Below are 19,798 nucleotides of genomic sequence, written 5' to 3' on the forward strand. Positions count from 1 at the left end.
CTGTCGATCGGCTGTCGGTCCGCTGTCGGTCGGCCGCCCTCGGACCAACAGGGCTGGTGAGTGGCCGCGTTAGGGTGAGACGTATGCGATTCGGGGTGCTCGGTCCGCTGGCCGTGTGGACGGCTGACGGTGATCCCGTTCCGATCCCCGGCGCGAAGGTCCGCGCGCTGCTCGCCCATCTGCTGGTGTCGCCCGGACGTGCCGTCTCCGTCGGTCGGCTCGTTGACGGACTGTGGGGCGCGGCGCTGCCGGACGACCCCGGTAACACGTTGCAGGGAAAGGTCTCGCAACTGCGCCGCGCGCTGGAGCGGGCCGAGCCGGGCGGCCGGGACCTGGTGGTCTCCGGGGCCGGGGTTTCGGGGTATCTCCTGCGGAGCGGTCCCGGTGCCGTCGACGCGGAGCGGTTCACCGCGCTGCTGGAACGGGCGCGGGCCGAAGCCGTACCCCGTACGAAGGCGGATCTGCTGTCCGAGGCGCTGGGGCTCTGGCGGGGCGAGGCGTTCGCGGACTTCGCCGGTGAGCCGTTCGCCCTCGCGGAGATCAGCCGTCTGGAAGAAGCGCGTTTGACGGCTCTGGAGGAACAGGCCGAGATACGGCTGGCGTTGGGCGAGTACGCGAAACTGGCCGGCGAACTCGGCGGCCTGGTCGCCGCGCATCCGCTGCGGGAACGGCTGCGGGCCGTACACCTGCGTGCGTTGTACGGCGCGGGGCGCCAGACCGAGGCGCTGGAGAGTTACGAGGACCTCCGGCGCCGGCTCTCCGACGAGCTGGGCCTGGAGCCCGGACGCGAGCTCGCCTCTCTCCAACAGGCGGTTCTACGGCAGGACTTCGCGCTGACGGAGTCCCGTCCCGGCGTACGTACGAATCTGCCGACGCCCATCACGGAGATCGTCGGCAGGGACGAGGCAACTTCGGCCGTGCGCGACCTGCTGGCCGCCTCCCGGCTGGTCACTCTCACCGGTCCCGGCGGGGTCGGCAAGACCCGGCTGGCCGTGGAGGTCGCACGGCGGGGCGCCGAGGCGTACCCCGACGGCGTGTGGCTCGTCGAACTGGCCGCCCTCGACCGCTCCCCGGGCCCTCGCGCCGACCCGGACGTGGTGAACGCGGTGGCCGAGGCCGTCATGCGTGTCCTCGACATCCAGGAGGCGGGCAGCGCGGGAGGTGGGGGCGGTGCGGGCGGGCCGCTGTCGTCCCCGGCCCGTCGGCTGGGCGGCGCGCTGCGCGACAGACGGCTGCTGCTCGTCCTGGACAACTGCGAGCACATCGTGGATCCGGTCGCCGAGCTGACCGCCGCGCTGCTCCTGAACGCCCCCGGTCTCACGGTGTTGACGACCAGTCAGGAATCGCTCGGCATCAGCGGGGAACAGGTGTGGGCCGTACCGCCGCTGCCCCTGCCGAGCGCGGTCGCGCTCTTCACGGCACGCGCGGGTGTCGGCGCCGGAACCGGAACCGGCACGGGCGGTGACACGGGCGGCGAGGCCGGTTCCGAGGCCGTCGCCGAGCTGTGCCGCCGTCTCGACGGCATCCCGCTGGCCCTGGAACTGGCCGCGTCGCGGGTGCGGACCATCGGCGTTCACGGTCTCGTCGCCCGGCTCGACGACCGGTTCGGACTGCTGGCCGTCGGCCCCCGGAACGCGCCGGACCGCCAACGCACCCTGCGCGCGGTGATCGACTGGAGCTGGGGTCTGCTCACAGCGCCCGAGCGCGTCGTACTGCGCAGACTGGCGGTTCACAGCGGGAGTTGCTCGCTGGAGGCGGCCGAGGCGGTCTCCTCGGGGGACGACGTGCGGCCGGCGGATGTGATCGAGCTGCTCGCCCGTCTGGTGGACAGGTCCCTGGTCGTGCTGTCCGACCGGCCGGAAGGTCCCCGTTACCGGCTGCTGGAGTCGGTGAAGGAGTACTGCCTCGAACAACTGGGAGCGGCGGACGAGTTGACCGCCGTACGCGAACGGCACTGCCGCTACTACACCGAACTCGCCCTGCGTGCGGCGCCGTTGCTCCGGGGTCCGGAGCAACGGCGATGGCTGGAGCTGCTGGACGGGGAGGCGGCCAATCTGCGGAGCGCGCTCGACTTCGCCGTACGGCAGGGGACCGGGACCGACGAACGGGCCCTGCGTACGGTGAACGCGCTGGCCTGGTACTGGGTGCTGCGCGGCCGGCCGACCGAGGCCCGGCGGTTCCTCGACTCGGCGCTCGCGACCGGATCCCCGGACGGATCCGGCGCCCGATCCGCGATCGGATCCACCGCCGGGCGACTCACCCCCGATCGCGCCCTGGCCATGGCCTGGCGGGCGGGCGTCGGCCTGCTGGAGGGCGACTCCGATGACGCGGAGCGGAGGATCCGCGACGTGCTGGAGGCGTACGAAGGCGAACCGGCGTCCCACGGACCAGACACGGTGGACGACCCCGCCGGCCGTGCCACAGCCCTGTGGTTCCTGGGCTTCGCGCAGATGGGATCCGGCGACGTGGCCACCGGGGAGAGCCTGGTGAACCGGTCCCTGGACGCGTTCCGCGCCGTCGGCGACACCTGGGGGACGGCGGCGGCCCTGAGCGTACGGGCCCGGCACGCGATGGCCCGTGGTGACCTCGACGCGGTCAAGCGCGACGGCGAGCGGAGCGCGCGGCTGTTCGACGAGACCGGCGACCGGTGGGGGCGGCTCCAGACCGTGTTCCCGCTGGCGACGCTGAGTCAGATCACCGGCGACTACGGGCACGCCGCCGACCTCCACCGCGAGGGGCTGGCCATCGCCGAACAGCTCGGGCTGTGGACCGAGGCCGCGAAACGCCTCACCGGCCTGGGGCGGATCTCACTCCTCACGGGCGACCACGCACAGGCCCGTACGTACCACGAGCGGGCCCTGAAGCTGGCGCGGGAACAGAACTTCAGGTCCGGAGAGGTCGACGCCGAGATCGGACTGGGGCTCGGCGCCCGTCTGGAGGGCGCCTACGACCTGGCCGAGCGCCATATGCGCGGGCTGCTGGCCTGGTTCCGCGAGGTGGGTTACGGCCCCGGCAGCACGCTGGCCCTGGCGGAACTGGGCTTCGTCGCCGAACTGCGCGGCGACGCGAAGACCGCCCGCACCCTGCATCTCGAGGGCTTCGACACCGCACGCGAACTCGGCGATCCCAGGGCCATGGCCTTGGCGCTGGAGGGGTTGGCGGGAGCACGGGCCGTGGCCGGCCGGTACGGCGAGTCCGCGATGCTGCTGGGCGCGGCCGCGACGGCTCGGGAGTCCGTGGGGGCACCGCTGCCGCCCGCCGAACGCCGGGACGTGGACCGGATATCGGCCGTGGGGCGCGACACGCTCGGGAAGGTGGGCTTCGAGGCGGAGTTCGACCGGGGCGCGCTGCTGGACATGGACGGGGCGCGGGCGCTGGGCTCGGGGACATGACCGTGGTCGAGTCGTGGGTGTTCATGGACGGGAACGAGCGTGGGGACGGGGCGTTGTCCGTGGCTCCCGACGAGGCAGTCGCGGAGCTCAGGCGCCGGATCGCGCGCGGGTCGTTCGAGTCGTGGCTGGCCGGGTCGTCCGGTCGGCTGCTCGCCGTCGTGACCAATGCCGAACGCGCGATGGTCGTGCTCCTCGCCGGTGAGGGTGACCCCGGCGAGCATGCCACGGACCCCGGGGCGGAGGGCTGGAGCGACGGATTCGTCCTGGCGAACGGGCAGGGCGACGAGTATCCGGACGAGGACACCTTGCCGCTCGACGAGGCGCTTCGGATCGTCGGCCATATTCTCGCGACGGGCGGACCGCCGGCCGACGCGGCGTGGACGGTCGACCGCTGAGTACCGAACCGCGATCGGCAGACGGCGGTCAGGGCAGCAGCTTTCAGGACAACAGACGCTGCTCCTTCGCCAGTGCCACCGCCCCCGAGCGGGTGTCGACCCCCAACTTGCCGTAGATACGGCCCAGATGGGTCTTCACCGTCGCCTCGCTGATGAAGAGCGCACGGGCGATGTCGCGGTTTCCGAGCCCAAGTGCCAGTTGCCGGAGTATTTCCAGCTCCCGCTCCGACAAGGCGGGCCGCGGGCTGCGCAGTTGGGCAAGGACCCGGTCCGCGACCGGCGCCGAGAGGGTGGCGCGGCCGGATGCCGCGTCCCGGATGGCGGCGAACAGTTCCTCCGGCTGCTCCGCCTTGAGCAGATAGCCCGTGGCGCCCGCCTCGATGGCGCGGGTGATGTCGGCGTCCGTGTCGAACATCGTGAGCACCAGCACGCGCGGTGCCCCTGTGCCCTCGGCCCCGTACACGTCGTCCGTGAGCAGATGTCTGGTGGCCGTCACGCCGTCCATTCCGTCGCCGAGCTGGAGGTCCATCAGTACGACGTCGGGCCGTACGCGCGCCGCCACCGCCAGCGCCTCCTCGCCGCTGCCCGCCTCGCCGACCACCTCGATGCCGTCGGTGCTGGACAGCAGCGCGCGCAGACCGGCGCGTACGACCGCGTGGTCGTCGCAGAGCAGGAGCCGTACGGGAGTTGTGGGCTCCGGCGGCCCCGCGCCCGTACTCATGATGTGCCCCTCTCCGACGTGTCGAGCGCGAGAGCGCGAGCGAGAGGCACGGCCGCCGATACGACCGTGCCCTCGCCCGGCTCGGACTCCACGGTGAGCGTGCCACCCAACTGCCTTGCCCTGGCCCGCATCGCCGGCAGTCCGTGTCCGCGTCCGGGTCGCCCCTTAGCGGCGGCGGACGCGCCGCCCGCCTCCGCGACCGCGAAACCGCGGCCGTCGTCGGCGATGTCCAGCGAGATCTGATCGTCCAGGCAGGTGAGGGTCAACGCGGCCCGTGTCGCGCCGGCGTGCTCGCGCACGTTGGCCAGCGCGCCCTGCGCGATGCGCAGCAGCGCCGCCTCGACCCGTTCCGGCAGCGGGCCCGGCGCGCCGTCCAGGTGGAAGACCACCGTCAGCCCCGCACCGCTCTCGCGGTCGGCGAGCGCGGCCAGTGCCGGGGCGAGCGTGCGTTCGGCGAGGTCGGCCGGGGCGAGGTCGTGGACGAACCGACGTGCCTCGGTGAGGCTGCGGGACGCGATCTCGGCCGCGTCCCGCATGTGTCCGCGCGCCGCGTCCGGGTCGGCGTGCCAGACGCGTTCGGCGGCCTGGAGCAGCATCTGCTGGCTGGACAGGCCCTGCGCGAGGGTGTCGTGGATCTCCGTGGACAGCCGCTGCCGCTCGGCCAGGATCCCGGCCCGGCGCTCGGTGGCGGCGAGGTCGCGGCGCGTGCGGACCAGGTCGTCGATCAGGGCGCGCTGGCGGGCCGCCTGGCGTTTGAGGTGGATCAGTACGGCGGTGCCGACGGCGGCGACGGCCGGCGGGGCGATGACCGCGTTGGGGTCGAACTCGCCTTGTGCGAAACGCAGTTTGGACGCCACGACCAGCAGCGTCAGTACGGCGGCGAGGGACACGGCGGTACGCGTCGACAGGGTGTGCAGGCCGGTGAAGAAGAGCGGCATCGCGCACCACGCGGCGCTCGGCGCGAGCGCGAGCAGCACGACCCAGACCGTCAGCACGGCGCCAACCCATGCCAAGTAGCGCGCGTCGGGCCGCGTACCGGAGGGCGGTGGGGGCGCCAGGAACCGTCCCAGGAGGTAGAGCAGCCCGAACACGACGAACAGCGCGACGACCCAGCCGGTGTGCCCCTCGCTCTCGTGGCGGATCAGATAGCGGGCGAGGGAGGCGCCCAGGAGCAGGAAGAACGCGGCGTGCATGACGGCCGTGAGCCACCGCCGGTCGGGGTCGGGATCGGCGCGCGGCGCCACCACCGGCGGGTGTGTCGTCGACTCAGCCCCTTCGGCCACCTCGGCCCCCTTCGCCACCTCAGCCGTCGTCGTCACCCCAACCCTCGTCGTCACGGACCGCATGGATGCCGCCGTCTCCCCAACTGTCGGTTCGCAGCCGGACGGGCCACGTGTTCCGTCCTAACGTGCCGGCCCCGGTCCCGCATCAGCCGATCGGTTGACACGGCTGTCGCCCGAACCGGTCGCGAAACGGGGCCGGTACGCCGTACCACCATGCCCCGACCCGGCCGAGGCTGGTGACAGCGCCCCCGCCACCGCCCCGACACCACCGGCACGTAAGGGAATCGACACATGCCCGCCAAGAACGTCACCGTCAACCGCGCCGCGTTCGGCCACCGCGTCGGCTACGCGCTGCGCCACCCGGACCGGGCGCCGCGCTATCTGGCCCGCGCCGCCCGGGACACCTGGCTGCGCTACCGCTGGCCGGACCACATCTCCTACTACCGCGCCGTGATGCGCTCCGACACCCGCGCCGACCCGGACGCGGCGGTCGGCAGCCGCAGCCACGAACGGTGGCTGGCCCTCGGCTCGATGCAGTTCGACTACCTCATCGGCCACGGACTGCGCCCCGAACACCGGATGCTGGAGATCGGCTGCGGCAACCTGCGCGCGGGCTGGCGGTTCATCGGCCATCTGGAGCCTGGGCACTACTACGGCATCGACATCTCCCCCGACATACTCGCCGCCGCCCAGGACACCCTGGTCCGCCAGGGACTCCAGGACCGTCTCCCCACCCTCACCCCGGTCCGCGACCTGAGGTTCGGCTTCCTCCCCGACGCCCACTTCGACGTGGTCCACGCGCACAGCGTCTTCTCGCACTCGCCGCTCCCGGTGATCGACGAGTGCCTGGCCCACGTCGGCCGGGTGCTGGCGCCGGGCGGCTGGTTCGACTTCACCTTCGACCGCACGGAGGGCGAGGAGCACCAGGTGCTGCGGGAGGACTTCTACTACCGCACGGAGACACTGATCGGCCTGGCCGAACAGCACGGCCTGTCGGCGCGCTTCATGCCCGACTGGGAGGACCTGCCGCACGGCCAGTCCAAGATCCGCGTCACCCACGGCGGCGGCCTCTGACAGCCCCACCTCCCACACGTCACCCCGCGCCCTCCACCACCCTCGCGGGCGCGGACTCGGCCAGCACCGCACGGAGCAGCACACCGAACTCGTCCGGCCACTTCGCGTAGCCGACATGGCCGCCGGGGAACATCACCAGTTCCTTGTCGAGGCGTTCGGCCAGCGCGACCGCCGGGCGGTGCACGTCGTGCGTGCGCGAGTCCTCACCGCCGGCCACCACGACGCGCCCGGCCAACGGGGCGAGCGCCGCGAAGTCGGGCAGGAAACGTGTGAACGGGCGCATCACATGCGCCAGGAAGAAGTCGGTGTTGTCGTTCGCCTCGGGCAGCACCGGTGCGGGACGGCCGCCGAAGACGGCGCTGAACAGCTCCATCGCCGCCGGGATCCCCTCGCGGCGGTACGTGGCGTGGACGGCGTCCAGGAAGGCCAGCCGCTCGACGGCGTCCGGCAGGAGCGCGAAGGCGGGCGGTTCGTGGACGACCAGGGCGACGATGCGCTCCGGTCGCCGGACGGAGAGTCCCAGCACGAGCTGGAGCGCGATGAGGCCGCCCGAACAGCTGCCGAAGACCTGGACCGGCTCGTCGGGTACGGCCACCCGGTCGAGCAGGCGGGCCGCGTCCTCGGCGTGGTCCTCGATGCGCTGGTCGACCGGGGGTCCTGCGAGTGGACTGCGGGAGTTGCCGCGCGGGTCGAAGGTGAGGACGCGGTGGTCGACCGCGAAGTGGGCGGCGAGGCCCTCGAAGACGGCGGCGTCGGAGTTGCCGCCGCCCATGAGCAGCAGGAGCGGACCGCTGCCGCGTACTTCGTAGTGCAGGACGGCGCCGGGCACCGTCAGCGTGCCGGTTTCGGGGGTCGTGGTGTCCATCGCGCTCCAGATCGGGGTCGCCGTCACGCCGTGGCACCGTCTCGCGGCGGCGCGGCGCCGTCAGGTCGTAACGTCGTTGAGTCATCGAGTTTTCACTCAGGGTAGTCATCTCACGTATCGTGCGCCGGGACCGAGCACACCGATCCGTCCCTCTGGGGTAGCCGATATGGCAGACGACCTGGCAGACACCGGCGCGGCCGGGCCGCGCCTCCTGCTGAACGCCCAGCCCTTCGGCTTCGGGCCACCCGCCGCGACGGCGGCCCTCGCCCGTCAACTGGCGCCCCTGTGCGGCGAGTTGGCCTACTTCGGTGGCGGTCACACGCTGGACCTCCAACACCGGCCGCCGTATCACGCGGTGTACGGGACCACGGGCCTCTCCGACGGTGAACGGCTGGCGTGGCTGCGGCGGCTGGCGCCCCGGTACGACCTGTTCGTCACTGCCATGGACTTCGAGGAGGCCGCGCTGGCCCGGCGGGCCGGGCTGGACGTGGCGGTCTACGACGCGCTGACCTGGTTCTGGCCCGAGATCCCGGCCACGGCCGGGGACGCCGCGCTGTACATCGCGCAGGACTTCTTCGGGGTCCGCGAGCGGATCGCGGCGGACCCGGCGCTGCGGCGGAACTCGGTGATCGTGCCGCCGATCATCCCGTTCCTCCCGCCCCGTCAGATCTGGCGGCCGGATCGGCCGGGGGACGGGCGGCGTCGGCACGTGCTGCTCAACCTGGGCGGTCTCCAGAACCCGTACTGGGAGCCGTCCGACGCCGCCGCGTACGCGCGGCTGATGCTGGACGCCGTACGGGCCGCGCAGCCGGCCGGCCGGTCCGTCGTCGTCACGACGAGCCGCGGGGTCACGGCGGCGCTCGGCGACCTCGAATCGCGTACCGAGGTCCGTACCGACATGCCTACCGAAGTCCGTACCGACATCCGCACCGACGACGGCGACACCGTGCTGGACCTGATGAGCGGCGCCGCGTACGCCTGCATGACGCCGGGCCTCGGCAACATCTACGACGCGGCGGCGACCGGCGTACCGACCCTGTGGCTGCCGTCCGCCAACGAGACCCACCACCTCCAGGCCCGCCTGCTCTCCGAACACGGCTTCTGCGACGCGCGGTTGGACTGGCCGGACCTCGGCGGCCCCGCCGACTACGACGTCCCGGCCTCGTCGCCTTCGCCCGTCCCGGAGGCGCTGACGCGGGCGATCGTGGCGGTGATCCGCCGGCTCTCCGACGCCCGGGGCCTGTCGGCGCTGCGCGACCGGCTGGCCGACGAAGTGGCCAAGTCCACGGCGGGACTCGGCCTCGCCCCCGGCAGGGCGCGGGCCCTGACGGAGCGCTTCGGCCACGGCGGTACGGGTGAGGCGGCGACGGCGCTGGTGCGGTGGGCCGCGGAGAACTCCCGTCGTCCAAGGCACTGAACGCCGGCCTCTCCCCCTACAGCGCGCCGACCGAACGGAAGAACGCGCGCACGTCCGCGACGAACAACTCGGGCTGCTCCAGCGAGAGGAAGTTGCCGCCACGCTCCAGTTCGGTCCAGTGCGTGACGTTGTGCTCCCGCTCCGCGAAGCGGCGGACGGCGATGTCGGTGGGCAGCGCGACGGCGACCCCCGTGGGAACGGTGCCGCGCTCCTTCGGCGCCCAGGCGCCCGGGTCGTGCGCCGACTCGTAGTAGAGGTTCGCGGAGGACCCCGCCGTGCCGGTGAACCAGTAGACGCTCACGTTGGTCAGCAGATGGTCCAGGCCGACCGCGTCCTCGGGCAGTTCCGCCTCGGTGTCCGTCCACTCCTTGAACTTCTCGACGATCCAGGCGAGTTGGCCGACGGGCGAGTCGTTCAGCCCGTACGCGAGGGTCTGGGGGCGGGTCGACTGGATGGCGTTGAAGCCCATCTTGTCGTCGCGGAACTCCTGGAGGCGGGCGAGGCGCGCCTGTTCGCCCTCGGTGAGCCCGTCGAAGTCCGCCGGGTCGTCCGAGGGGAAGGTGATGAAGCCGTTGACGTGGACGCCGACGACCCGCTCCGGCGCCTGCCGGCCCATCTCGGTGGCGATCCAGGCGCCTCCGCCGCCGCCCTGGACGCCGTAACGCTCGTATCCGAGGCGGGACATCAGCTCGACGAACGCGCCCGCGATCCGGCCGTTGTTCCAGCCGGGACCGCTGAGCGGACCGGAGAAGCCGACGCCGGGCGTCGATGTGACGACGACATGGAAATCGCTCGTCAGCGGGCCGACGACCTCGGCGAACTGGGTGAAGGAGCCGGGCCAGTCGTGCATCAGCAGCAGCGGCGTGGCGGCGGGGTTCGCCGACCGCACATGCAGGAAGTGGATGTTCTGGCCGTCGATCTCGGTGCGGAACTGCGGGAACTCGTTGAGCCGCGCCTCGGCCGCGCGCCAGTCGAACTCATCCGCCCAGAACGCGGCCAGCTTCCTGAGATGACCGACCGGGACGCCGCGTGTCCAGCCGACGCCGGGGACCTCGTCGCTCCAGCGGGTACGGCGCAGCCGGTCGCGCAGGTCGTCGAGTTCGGCCTGCGGGATCTCGATGCGGAACGGGCGGATGTCGGTAGGGCTGACGTCGGTGGAGCCCCCGTCGGTAGGGCTGACGTCGGTGGAACGGACATCGGCGCTGGTGCGGCTGCTGCCGCTGTTGTTCTCCATGGACAGAACAGTAGAGTCGCAATAGGAAGACTTCGTTCCTAAACACAGGACAGACTGCCACTCATGCTGGAAACCTCCGCACGACTCCTGCGCCTGCTCTCCCTGCTCCAGACACCGCGCGCCTGGCCGGGCTCGGAACTGGCCGAACGGCTCGGCGTGAGCGGGCGCACGGTGCGCAACGACATCGACCGGCTGCGCGAACTCGGCTATCCCGTCCTCGCGGCGCGCGGCGCCACCGGCGGCTACCGCCTGACCGCCGGCACCGCGATGCCGCCGCTCCTGCTGGCCGACGAGGAGGCGGTGGCCGTCGCGATCGGCCTGCGTACGGTCGCCGAGGGCGCCATCGCCGGCGTGGAGGAGACCTCGCTCCAGGCCCTGGCGAAGCTCCAGCAGGTACTGCCGTCCCGGCTGCGCAGACGCGTCGACGCGCTGCGGACGTACACGGTCCCGGTGCCCGCGGACCGGCCCGGCCCGAAGGTGGACGCGGACCTGCTGACGACACTGACGTCCGTCTGCCGCGACTGCGAACGTCTGCGCTTCGACTACCGGGACCACAGCGGCGCGTCCACGCGCCGTGTCGTGGAACCGCACCGGGTCGTCAACTGGGGCCAGCGCTGGTACCTGGTGGCCTGGGACGTCGAACGCGACGACTGGCGGACCTTCCGCGTCGACCGGATCGATCCCCGTCTCCCGGCCGGTCCTCGCTTCGCCCCCCGCCCGCCGCCGGACGGGGACGTGGCCGCGTACGTATCCCGCCGTGTCTCGGCCGCGGGCTGGCGCCACCGCGCCCGTGTGACGGTCCACGCACCGGCGGAGGCGGTGGCCGAGCGGATCAACCCGGCGGTGGGCGTGGTGGAGGCGGTCGACGCGACGACCTGCGTCCTGGACACGGGCGCGGACTCGCTGGAGACGCTGGCCGTCCACCTCGGCATGCTGGGCCACGACTTCGACGTCACGGAACCACCGGAACTGGTGGCCCACTTGAGGGACCTGGCGGCGCGGTACGGGCGGTCGACGCCGGAGTAGCCGTGGGGAGTGCGGTAGATGCGACGCGGCTGTCGGTGGTCGCGGACCCGTACCGGAACCGCTCCCGATACGTGAGGATGGCCTGGCGGAAGGGCCCGGCGGTGGACCAGGCAGTGGACCGGCCGAGGGGTCCGACCGGGCAGGGACGCGGAGGAGGGAGCGGGTCGTCGTGCTGTTGCGGCAGCTGGAGTATCTGGTCGCGCTCGCCCGCGAGCGGCACTTCGCGCGGGCCGCCGACGCCTGCTTCGTGTCGCAGCCCTCCCTCTCCGCCGCGATACGCAAGCTGGAGCACGAACTCGGCGTGCCCATCGTGCGGCGCGGACGGCGCTTCGAAGGGCTGACGCCCGAGGGCGAGCGGGTGCTGCTGTGGGCGCACCGGATCCTCGCCGAACGCGACGCGCTGCACCACGAGTTGTCGGTCATGCGCGGCGGTCTCACCGGGACGCTGCGGCTCGGTGCCATCCCCACCGCCCTGACCGCCGCGTCCCTTCTGACCACCCCGTTCTGCGAGCAGCACCCGCTCGTCCGCGTGTCGCTGGAGTCGTTGTCGTCGCGGGACATCACTCGGCGGCTGACCTCCTTCGAGCTGGACATCGCACTCACGTACCTGGACGACGAAAGCCTTCGCCAGGTGCGCAGGACGCCGCTGTACGAGGAGCGGTATCTGCTCCTCACCCCGCACGACAGCCCGCTCGCCGAACAGCGTTCGGTGCGCTGGGCCGAGGTCGCCGGGCTGGCGCTGTGCCTGCTGTCGCCGCAGATGCGCAACCGCCGCATCATGGACGAGTACTTCGCCGCCGAGGGCGCGACCGTCACCCCCGCCATCGAGACCGACACCGTCGCGGGCCTCTACACGCACATGGCGGCGGGCCGGTGGTCGAGCGTCATCTCGCACGCCTGGCTGCATATGTTCGGCGTGCCCGCCACGATGCGCGTGGTCCCGCTGGAGCACCCCGCGCACGGCCCGCGGGTGGGGCTGGTGATCGCCGACCGGAGCCCCGAACCGGTGCTGGCGAAGGCGCTGTTGGAGACCGCGCGCCGGGTGAGCGTGCGAGAGGTGCTGGACGGCCTGCTCGACACGTATCTCAGTCCGGCGCCCTGACCGTACGCGAGGTCCCGGGCCCGAACCACCCCCGCGGCGACGATAGTTGTCGTCTATCCCGGCATAGAGAACAACGCTTTGACCAGGCCCGACGCCAGGACTCACCGTGGGTGGCACCTTCCGAGGCATTCCGCAGCAACGGACGAGGAGCCGCAACGTCATGGCCAAGATCCTGTGTGTGCTGTACGACGACCCGACCGACGGCCAGCCCACCACCTACGCCCGCGACGACCTCCCGGTCATCGACCACTATCCGGGCGGCCAGACCACCCCCACCCCCGGGGGCACCGACTTCACCCCCGGCCATCTGCTGGGCAGCGTCTCCGGTGAACTCGGCCTCCGCTCCTTCCTGGAGAGCCGCGGCCACACCCTCGTCGTCACGTCCGACAAGGAAGGCGCGGGGTCGGTCTTCGACCGCGAGCTGGTCGACGCGGACATCGTGATCTCCCAGCCGTTCTGGCCGGCCTATCTGACCGCCGAGCGCATCGCCACCGCCAAGAACCTGAAGCTCGCCGTCACCGCCGGTATCGGTTCCGACCATGTGGACCTCGACGCCGCCATCTCGAACGGCGTGACCGTCGCCGAGGTGACGTACTGCAACAGCATCAGCGTCGCCGAGCACGTGGTGATGACCATCCTGGGGCTCGTACGCAACTTCATCCCCTCGCACCAGATCGTGCTCGACGGCGGCTGGAACATCGCGGACGCCGTCAAGCGCTCGTACGACCTGGAGGGCATGCAGGTCGGTACGGTCGCGGCCGGCCGCATCGGGCTCGCCGTCCTGCGCCGGCTCGCCCCGTTCGACGTGGGCCTGCACTACACCGACCGCCACCGTCTGCCGGAGGCCGTCGAGCAGGAGCTGAACCTCATCTGGCACGAGTCGACCGCCGACATGGTGCCGCACGTCGACGTCGTCACCATCAACGCGCCGCTGCACCCCGAGACCGAGGGCCTGTTCGACGACAAGCTCATCGGCACCATGAAGCGGGGCGCCTACCTCATCAACACCGCGCGTGCGAAGATCGTCGACCGCGACGCCGTGGACCGCGCGCTGCGCAGCGGTCAACTGGCGGGCTACGGCGGCGACGTCTGGTACCCGCAGCCTGCCCCGGCAGACCACCCGTGGCGCACCATGCCGCACCACGCGATGACGCCGCACATCTCGGGCTCGTCGCTCTCCGCGCAGGCGCGGTACGCGGCCGGCACGCGGGAGATTCTGGAGTCGTACTTCGCCGGGACTCCCATCCGTGACGAGTACCTGATCGTCGAAGGCGGGGCGCTCGCCGGCACGGGTGCGCACTCGTACTCCACGAAGGAGGGCTGACTTCCGCCGCGCTCCGGCCCCCGCCGTGTTCCGGGCCCCTGTCGTGTGCGATCGTGCGCGCCATGACAGCGTTCCAGGAGCACATGCGGCGGGCCGGTGAGCGGGCACTGGAGGCGCTTCCGGTGCCGCTCAGGGACGAGATCTATGTGATCTCCTTCCGGATCTGGCGCCAAGACTCGCTGGACTGGCGCCACCCGTACCTCGCGATCGGTTACAACACCGAGAGCGAGGTACGGCGCGTACTGGCGGCGCGGGGCGGTACGGGCGGTGACCCGGGTGAGGTGCGCTGGAGTTACGCGTACTGGCCGCTGGACGAGACGGCGGGCATCCTCGGCCACGGTCCCGAACCGACGGACGATCCGGTGGGGGCCGCCCTGCATCTCGCCGAGATCAAGGAACTCGGCCTCTGGTACGAGGACTTCGACGACCCCGACAACGACGAGGTGGACGAGGAGCAGGAGGCTCGGGACGATCTCCTGATCGCCCACTTCGACGACGCCTGCGTCGGCCTCGCCCGCCATCTGCACACGAGCGGCAAGCTCACGGAAGTCCTCGGGCGCCCCGTACCGGTCCTGCCGTTCGACATGTACCGGGCCGAAGACCTGGACCGGCTCGCCGAGGCGGCCAACCCGCCCGAGGTGATCGTGGACTACCTCGCCTGGGCGAGGGCGCAGGAGAGTTAGGCCCTGTCCGCCTGCGCGGCTCAGTACGCGTACGGGCTCAGAACGTATACGAGCTCACGCCGCGCGCCTTCAGCTCCGCCCTCACTTCGGCCCCGTCGGGCACGTGCCTTGCGACGTACTCGCTCAGAACCGCGTGCGTGAGCCCGCTGATCTCCAATACCGGGGCGAGCGAAGCCAGTTCGGTGGCCGAGGAGAGCGAGAAGTCCACCTTGCTCAGGGCGGGCAGCCCGGCGAGCGCGGAGACGTCGAGCAGCCCGAGCGAGTACGCCTTGACCGACTCGATCGATGTGCTGCCGGTCAGGAAGTCGAAGTCGGGCCACGCCTGATACCTGTACTCGAGCTCGCGAAGCGCCTTCATCCCTCCCATCGGCGGCGCCTTCAGCCGGTCGCACGACTCGATCTTGATCTTGCGCAGGGTGGGTGAGTCCGCGAGGGCGTCCAGGGACTCCAGTTGGCATACGCCCTCCAGCCGCAGCTCGTCCAGCGGCGCCCGGCCGGCCAGTCCGTCCGCGTCGTGCAGGACGTCGCACCCGAAGATCTGGACCCGCCGGAGCCGGGGCAGGTCTCCGACGCGGCCGAGATCGGCGAGTGATGGGCAGTGCCGTACGTCGAGAATCCGCAGGTCGGGCAGGTCCGGCGCACCGCCGAGCGTACGGATCGTACGGAACCGGTCGATCAACAGCACTCGCAGGCCCGGCAGTTCCGGCAGGAATCCGAGGTCGGGGCCGCCGTCGACGTTCGTCAGGAACAGGCGGCGCGGGGCGGGGGCGCCGGCCAGCGACGAGAAGTCGCTCAGCGCCGTGCAGTTACGCACCCTGAGCAGGTCGAGTCCGGTCAGCGCTTCGACCCCGGCGACCGAGGTGAGTCGTTCGCAGTCGGCGAGTTCCAGGGTCCGCAGACCGGGCAGGCCCGAGATCGCGCGCAGGTCGTGGAGTTCGACGCACTCGGTGAGGACCAGTTCGGTGACGTCCGGGTGGTGGCCGAGGCCGTCGAGCGACTTCAGGCGGCGGAGCTTGTCCATACGCAGGACGCGCAGGGCGGGCATCGCGTCGATGCCCTTGAGGGTGGTGAGATGGGCGCAACTGGTGAGGTCCAGCTCCGTGACGGCGCCGACGTCCGTCAGGGCTGACAGGTCCTTGATGCCGGTCCAGCCCAGGTCGAGCGTGGCGAGCCTGCGCAGCCCGCCGAGCGGGCGGATGTCGCGCAGGCCCCGGCATCCCTGGAGGCTGAGTGCTTCCAGGCCGGGCAGTGCGGCGCCGAGGCCGGAGACCGACGCGACGCCCGTCATGCTGAGGTCGAGCCGGCGCAGCGCGCGCAGGGTGAGCAGCGGGGCGATGTCCTTGACCTTGCGGCAGCGGTGCAGACGCAGGCTCTCCAGAGCGGTGAGGGCGGCGAGCGGCGCGAGATCGTCGAAGCCCGAACAGCCCGCCAGATCAAGGCTGATGAGCTGTTCGAACTCGGCGAGCGGCGCGAGGTCGGTGAGTCCGGCGCAGCGGTCCAGATGGAGCGTCCGCAGGACCGGGGTGAGATGCCGCAGGCCCTCCGGGACGGTCTTGCTCACCTTGAGATCGGTACGGTTCTCGCGCGCGTAGGCGGGGGCGAGGAGCAGTTCGGCGAAGCGGTCGGGGTCGGCGACCTTGGGCCAGAGTTTCAGGAGCGTGTCGGTGGTCGGCTGCCCGACGGCGGCGAAACGCGCGGCGAGTTCGAGTGCCTGGGCGGGGTCGACGGGCGGGGCGTCGGCCGCCCGGACGAGCAGTTCCCGTACGGCCTTTCGGGCCTGCGGAGCCTTGGCGCTGGCCAACAGGCCGCGCAGGGCTTCGAGTTCGCCCGCGCCGTCGCAGGGGTCGTCCATCCGGGAGGTGGTCATGGCATCGCAGGATAGGCGCCGGGTCGGACAGGGCCGGAACTCGACCCCGAGCCCCGGCTCAGGCACCGGCCCAGGCACCGGCCCAGGCACCGGCTCAGGCGCCGACCTCGAACGAACGCAGCCACAGCTCCAGCGTCAGGACCAGCCACAACTTGCCTCCCTGGCGCGGCAGCAGCGTCCCCTCCCTCCGTAGCCACGAGCGGATCGTGTCCTCGCGGAACAGGCCGCGGGCCCGCGCGGACCCGCCGAGCAGCAGGTCGTGGCCCAGTTCGCGCAGGGGGCCGTCCAGCCACTGCTGGACCGGCACCCGCATCCCGCTCTTGGGCCGGTCCACGATCGTCGGCGGCAGCAGGTCCCGTACCGCCTCCTTGAGAATCCACTTCTCGCTCGTACCGGCGAGCTTCAGCCGGGGCGGCACCCGGAAGGCGTGGTCGACGACCGCACGGTCGAACAGCGGAGCCCGGCCCTCCAGCCCCTGCGACGCGGTGATGCGCTCCACCTTGGTGAGGATGTGGTGGGCGCCCTTGGTCCGCAGGTTGGTGTGCAGCAACTGGTTGAGCAGACTGTTCATCCGCCCCTGTGTCAGATACGGCGCCAGCAGATCCGTCACGGGCGGCGCCTGCGCCAGTTCCGCGAGCACACCGGGCGTCAGCAGCACCGGCAGGTCGGAGTGGCACTTGCGGTACGAGTCCACGTAGGCCCGCGCCCTGGAGTCCACGCCCGCCTCTTCGCGGTGCAGTTCGTGGATCAGCATCGGCAGGTTCTTGGGGCCGCCGAAGACCGGGTCGCCGCCCTCGCCGTTGAGCACCACGCTCATGCCGTCGGCCGCGACGGCTTCGGCGAGCATCAGGTTGGGGACCGTGAGCGGGTCGCCGACCGGGCTGTCCAGCAGCGCGACGGTCTCCGGCAGCCGCGCCGCGACCGCCTCACCCGGCACGGTGAGCACCTGGTGCTCGGTGTGGCAGTGGGCGGCGACCAGTCCGGAGTAGGCGAGTTCGTTCGGGGCGTCGCCGCCGAAGCTGATCGAGTACGACCTGACGGCCTGGTCGTGCAGCTTGGCGGCGAGCGCGGTGACCAGGCTGCTGTCCACGCCGCCGGAGAGCAGTACGCCGACCGGTTCGGCGGCGGGCAGCCGCCGCGCGGTGGCGGACTCCAGCAACTCGCGCAGCTCGCGTACGTGTTCGGCGGCGGGGCGCTCGTCGGCCACCTCGGCCGGCTCCCAGTACGTCTCCTCCACCGAGGAACCGTCGGGCCTCAGCCGTACGCACCGCCCCGGCAGCACCTCGTGGATCCCGCGCAACAGGGTCTCCCGGCCCGGGAGATACGCGAACGTGAGGAACGACCGGACCGCGGGCAGATGCAGTCCGGTGTCCAGCGCGGGCCAGCGCTGGAGCGCCCGCAGGGAGGTGGAGGCCGCCCAGGCGGCGCGGTCGCCCGTGCCGGCGCGGGCGTGGAAGAGGGTGCGGGCGCCCATGTGGTCGCGTACGAGGACGAGTTCGTCGCCTTCGGCTATGACGAGGGCGAACATGCCGTCGGCGGCGGCCAGCCCGGAGGCGCCGAATCTGACGTAGGCGCGCAGGAGCAGTTCACCGTCGGAGCAGTCGCGGGGAACGGGGCCGGCCCCCGCCGATCCGGCAGAACCGGTCGCCCCGGCCGCTCCCGCCCCACCCGCAGCGAGCCGGGCGCGGAGTTCGGGCGCGTTGTGGAGCGTGACCTCGCCGATCGCGTACACGTCGCCCACCCGGTACGGCCCCGCGGCGGCGCCGGGCCCGTCGAGCAGGCCGAGCGAGTGACGTCCTGCCCGCGTCGGTACGGGACGGCCGCCCATGGCCGCCACCTGCCCGGCGGATCGTCGGCGGTCAGACACGCACACCAGCGGGACATCACGCCCCCTCTCTCTTCTCTCGTGATCCCAACGCACCCTCGCCGGTACCGCCCAGGTCCCGGCCCGGCCCTCGGCCCCGGCCCCCGGCTCAGCCGAAGTCGTCGTCGGAGTCGCCGGATCCGTCGCCCCAGTCCCCGTAGCCGGCGTCACCCCCACCGCCGTCACCGCCACCGCCCGACGAGCTCGCCTCGGCCTGTCGGCGCAGTTCCTCCTCCTCTTCCGGGGAGAGGAAGGCGGGCGGCATGGTCAGACCGCCGATGACGGCCCCGGCGGTGACCGCGCCCAGGACCGTGCCCAGCCGGCCGCCGAACGACGTCCGGTTCACCGTCAGCACCCCGTCGCTCCACAGCGTCCGGCCGTAACCGGCTTCCCTGCCGTAGATGGGCCGACGCCCGTTGGTGTACACGCGCTTGACGATCCGCCCTCCCAGCAGCTCGTCGGTGCCCGAACCACCGCGCTCGTCCCGCCACTGCACGACCCGACGCCCCCCGCCGCCGACCGCGCTGCGCCACTCCTGACCGCCGTCCGAGTAGCGCCGGTGGACCGTCCGGTCGGCGAGCAGTTCGTCGGTGTAGGTGATCTCCCGCCTCTGCGGCTGCGGCACTGCGGTTCCTCTCATGCGGTGGGCCAGCTCAGGAAACCCGCCCGGCGTACCTGACGAAGCTCGGTCAACTGCGAGCGCGGCGTGCGTACTTCCCGTACGAGACGGTGCACCGTACGGATCAGTGACGCCGGGTTCACGGCGGCGACCTCCACGAATCTGCCGCGCCGCAGCCAGTCGCGCTCCCAGCGACCGAGTTCGAACGCGAGCCCCTGACCAGAACCCTGACCGGCACCGGGCCCCCGGCCGGGACCGGAACCGGCGGCGGGAAAAGCGGCCGGAACGGCCGCGTACGCCGGGCCCCGGCCGTGCACCAGATGCAGTGCCCCCGCCTGCCGGGGCCGCAGTCCCAGCGGGACGACCCGCACCCCGTCCGGTACCTCGACGGACCTGACGAACCGCGCGGGGAAGGTGAGTCCACGCGCGCTCGCGTCGTGCAGCAGATAGACCGTCGCCCGCTCCGCCAGCGCGAGCATCCTCAACACCCCTTCTTCAAGAGGCAGTTCGGAGGCTCCGTACACCGGGCACGCCGACTCCATCGGCACCCCGTTGGCGCGCAGCATGGCGGCGATGTCGTCGGACTCGCAGACCAGCAGCCTCGGCAGGCCGTAGTCGAACAGGTCGGGTTCCGGAGTGTGCCGTCCGGGTGCCTGCCGGGGCTTCGGCACGACGGGCGGCAGCAAACCGTCCACCGAGGCGGGACCATATCGACCCAGCGCGGCGAGGTAGGCGTCGTACGTCACCGCGGGGGCCGAGGTGAACTGCGCACGCCGGGGCGCCCGGTGCCACGGCATCAGCACCCGGCACACCTCGTAGTACAACTGCCGCTCGGTGAAGTGCAGTTGCCCCGGCTCGGCGGCCTTCTCGGCGGCCGTCCGCAGCGCCCGGTCGAGGATGGCGTCGCCCACGCGCCTTGTCCGCCCGGCCTG

The 19,798-nt window shown here is 72.0% G+C and carries 16 protein-coding genes; 8 read left to right on the plus strand and 8 right to left on the minus strand.

The features are described 5' to 3' along the window. The first annotated feature begins 83 nt into the window (after positions 1-83). Positions 84-3,392: a BTAD domain-containing putative transcriptional regulator gene (locus tag ACFWHU_RS13025; RefSeq protein ID WP_387224903.1), complete on the plus strand. Its 3,309-nt coding sequence runs from the start codon at positions 84-86 to the stop codon at positions 3,390-3,392. Beyond that, a complete protein-coding gene (locus tag ACFWHU_RS13030) occupies positions 3,389-3,787 on the plus strand; it encodes a hypothetical protein (protein ID WP_387224905.1) in 399 nt (132 codons plus the stop codon). Before ACFWHU_RS13025 ends, ACFWHU_RS13030 begins: the two co-directional genes overlap by 4 nt. 43 nt (positions 3,788-3,830) lie before the next feature. On the opposite strand, the gene ACFWHU_RS13035 is transcribed toward ACFWHU_RS13030, so the two are convergent. Both ACFWHU_RS13035 and ACFWHU_RS13040 read right to left on the minus strand, forming a co-directional pair. Then, the gene (locus ACFWHU_RS13035) at positions 3,831-4,508 is read right to left on the minus strand and encodes a response regulator (RefSeq protein WP_385796800.1); all 678 of its coding nucleotides are present in this window, start codon (positions 4,506-4,508) and stop codon (positions 3,831-3,833) included. Next, complete coding sequence (locus tag ACFWHU_RS13040) at positions 4,505-5,701, minus strand: sensor histidine kinase (RefSeq protein ID WP_387225139.1); 1,197 nt, start codon at positions 5,699-5,701, stop codon at positions 4,505-4,507. Before ACFWHU_RS13040 ends, ACFWHU_RS13035 begins: the two co-directional genes overlap by 4 nt. Positions 5,702-6,082: 381 nt before the next feature. On the opposite strand from ACFWHU_RS13040, the gene ACFWHU_RS13045 reads away from it, so the two are divergent. Then, positions 6,083-6,865 (plus strand): class I SAM-dependent methyltransferase, encoded by a 783-nt coding sequence (locus tag ACFWHU_RS13045; protein WP_387224906.1) that lies wholly within the window; start codon positions 6,083-6,085, stop codon positions 6,863-6,865. A 19-nt stretch (positions 6,866-6,884) separates the two neighbouring features. Here ACFWHU_RS13045 and ACFWHU_RS13050 read toward each other — a convergent pair whose 3' ends face one another. Next, positions 6,885-7,757 carry an alpha/beta fold hydrolase gene (locus tag ACFWHU_RS13050; protein ID WP_387224907.1) on the minus strand — a complete coding sequence of 291 codons (873 nt, stop codon included), beginning with the start codon at positions 7,755-7,757 and terminating at the stop codon, positions 6,885-6,887. Positions 7,758-7,896: 139 nt separating this feature from the next. Between ACFWHU_RS13050 and ACFWHU_RS13055 the strand changes: the two genes are divergently transcribed. Further along, the gene (locus tag ACFWHU_RS13055) at positions 7,897-9,147 is read left to right on the plus strand and encodes a hypothetical protein (protein WP_387224908.1); all 1,251 of its coding nucleotides are present in this window, start codon (positions 7,897-7,899) and stop codon (positions 9,145-9,147) included. A gap of 16 nt (positions 9,148-9,163) precedes the next feature. On the opposite strand, the gene ACFWHU_RS13060 is transcribed toward ACFWHU_RS13055, so the two are convergent. Next, positions 9,164-10,381 carry an epoxide hydrolase family protein gene (locus ACFWHU_RS13060; protein WP_387224910.1) on the minus strand — a complete coding sequence of 406 codons (1,218 nt, stop codon included), beginning with the start codon at positions 10,379-10,381 and terminating at the stop codon, positions 9,164-9,166. A 63-nt stretch (positions 10,382-10,444) separates the two neighbouring features. Between ACFWHU_RS13060 and ACFWHU_RS13065 the strand changes: the two genes are divergently transcribed. The 4 genes from ACFWHU_RS13065 (at position 10,445) to ACFWHU_RS13080 (ending at position 14,516) form a co-directional block, all read left to right on the plus strand. After that, positions 10,445-11,407, plus strand: coding sequence for a helix-turn-helix transcriptional regulator (locus ACFWHU_RS13065; RefSeq protein WP_385796788.1), 963 nt, complete (start codon positions 10,445-10,447; stop codon positions 11,405-11,407). Between the two features lie 169 nt (positions 11,408-11,576). Next, a complete protein-coding gene (locus ACFWHU_RS13070; RefSeq protein WP_387224912.1) occupies positions 11,577-12,509 on the plus strand; it encodes a LysR substrate-binding domain-containing protein in 933 nt (310 codons plus the stop codon). 160 nt (positions 12,510-12,669) lie between these two features. Then, positions 12,670-13,833, plus strand: coding sequence for an NAD-dependent formate dehydrogenase (locus ACFWHU_RS13075; RefSeq protein ID WP_387224914.1), 1,164 nt, complete (start codon positions 12,670-12,672; stop codon positions 13,831-13,833). Positions 13,834-13,895: 62 nt separating this feature from the next. Continuing rightward, positions 13,896-14,516, plus strand: a complete 621-nt coding sequence (locus ACFWHU_RS13080) for a hypothetical protein (RefSeq protein WP_387224915.1) — start codon at positions 13,896-13,898, stop codon at positions 14,514-14,516. A gap of 37 nt (positions 14,517-14,553) precedes the next feature. Here the strand turns inward: ACFWHU_RS13080 and ACFWHU_RS13085 are convergent, their stop codons facing one another. From ACFWHU_RS13085 to ACFWHU_RS13100, 4 genes are all read right to left on the minus strand, one after another. Continuing rightward, positions 14,554-16,383: a leucine-rich repeat domain-containing protein gene (locus ACFWHU_RS13085; protein ID WP_387224916.1), complete on the minus strand. Its 1,830-nt coding sequence runs from the start codon at positions 16,381-16,383 to the stop codon at positions 14,554-14,556. 94 nt (positions 16,384-16,477) lie between these two features. Next, a complete protein-coding gene (locus ACFWHU_RS13090) occupies positions 16,478-18,211 on the minus strand; it encodes an asparagine synthetase B family protein (RefSeq protein WP_387224917.1) in 1,734 nt (577 codons plus the stop codon). Positions 18,212-18,356: 145 nt separating this feature from the next. After that, complete coding sequence (locus ACFWHU_RS13095; protein WP_385796775.1) at positions 18,357-18,872, minus strand: hypothetical protein; 516 nt, start codon at positions 18,870-18,872, stop codon at positions 18,357-18,359. An 11-nt stretch (positions 18,873-18,883) separates the two neighbouring features. After that, complete coding sequence (locus tag ACFWHU_RS13100) at positions 18,884-19,777, minus strand: hypothetical protein (protein ID WP_387224918.1); 894 nt, start codon at positions 19,775-19,777, stop codon at positions 18,884-18,886. Positions 19,778-19,798: the final 21 nt, after the last annotated feature.

The sequence above is a fragment of the Streptomyces sp. NPDC060366 genome (genome assembly GCF_042725135.1).
GTDB lineage: Bacteria > Actinomycetota > Actinomycetes > Streptomycetales > Streptomycetaceae > Streptomyces.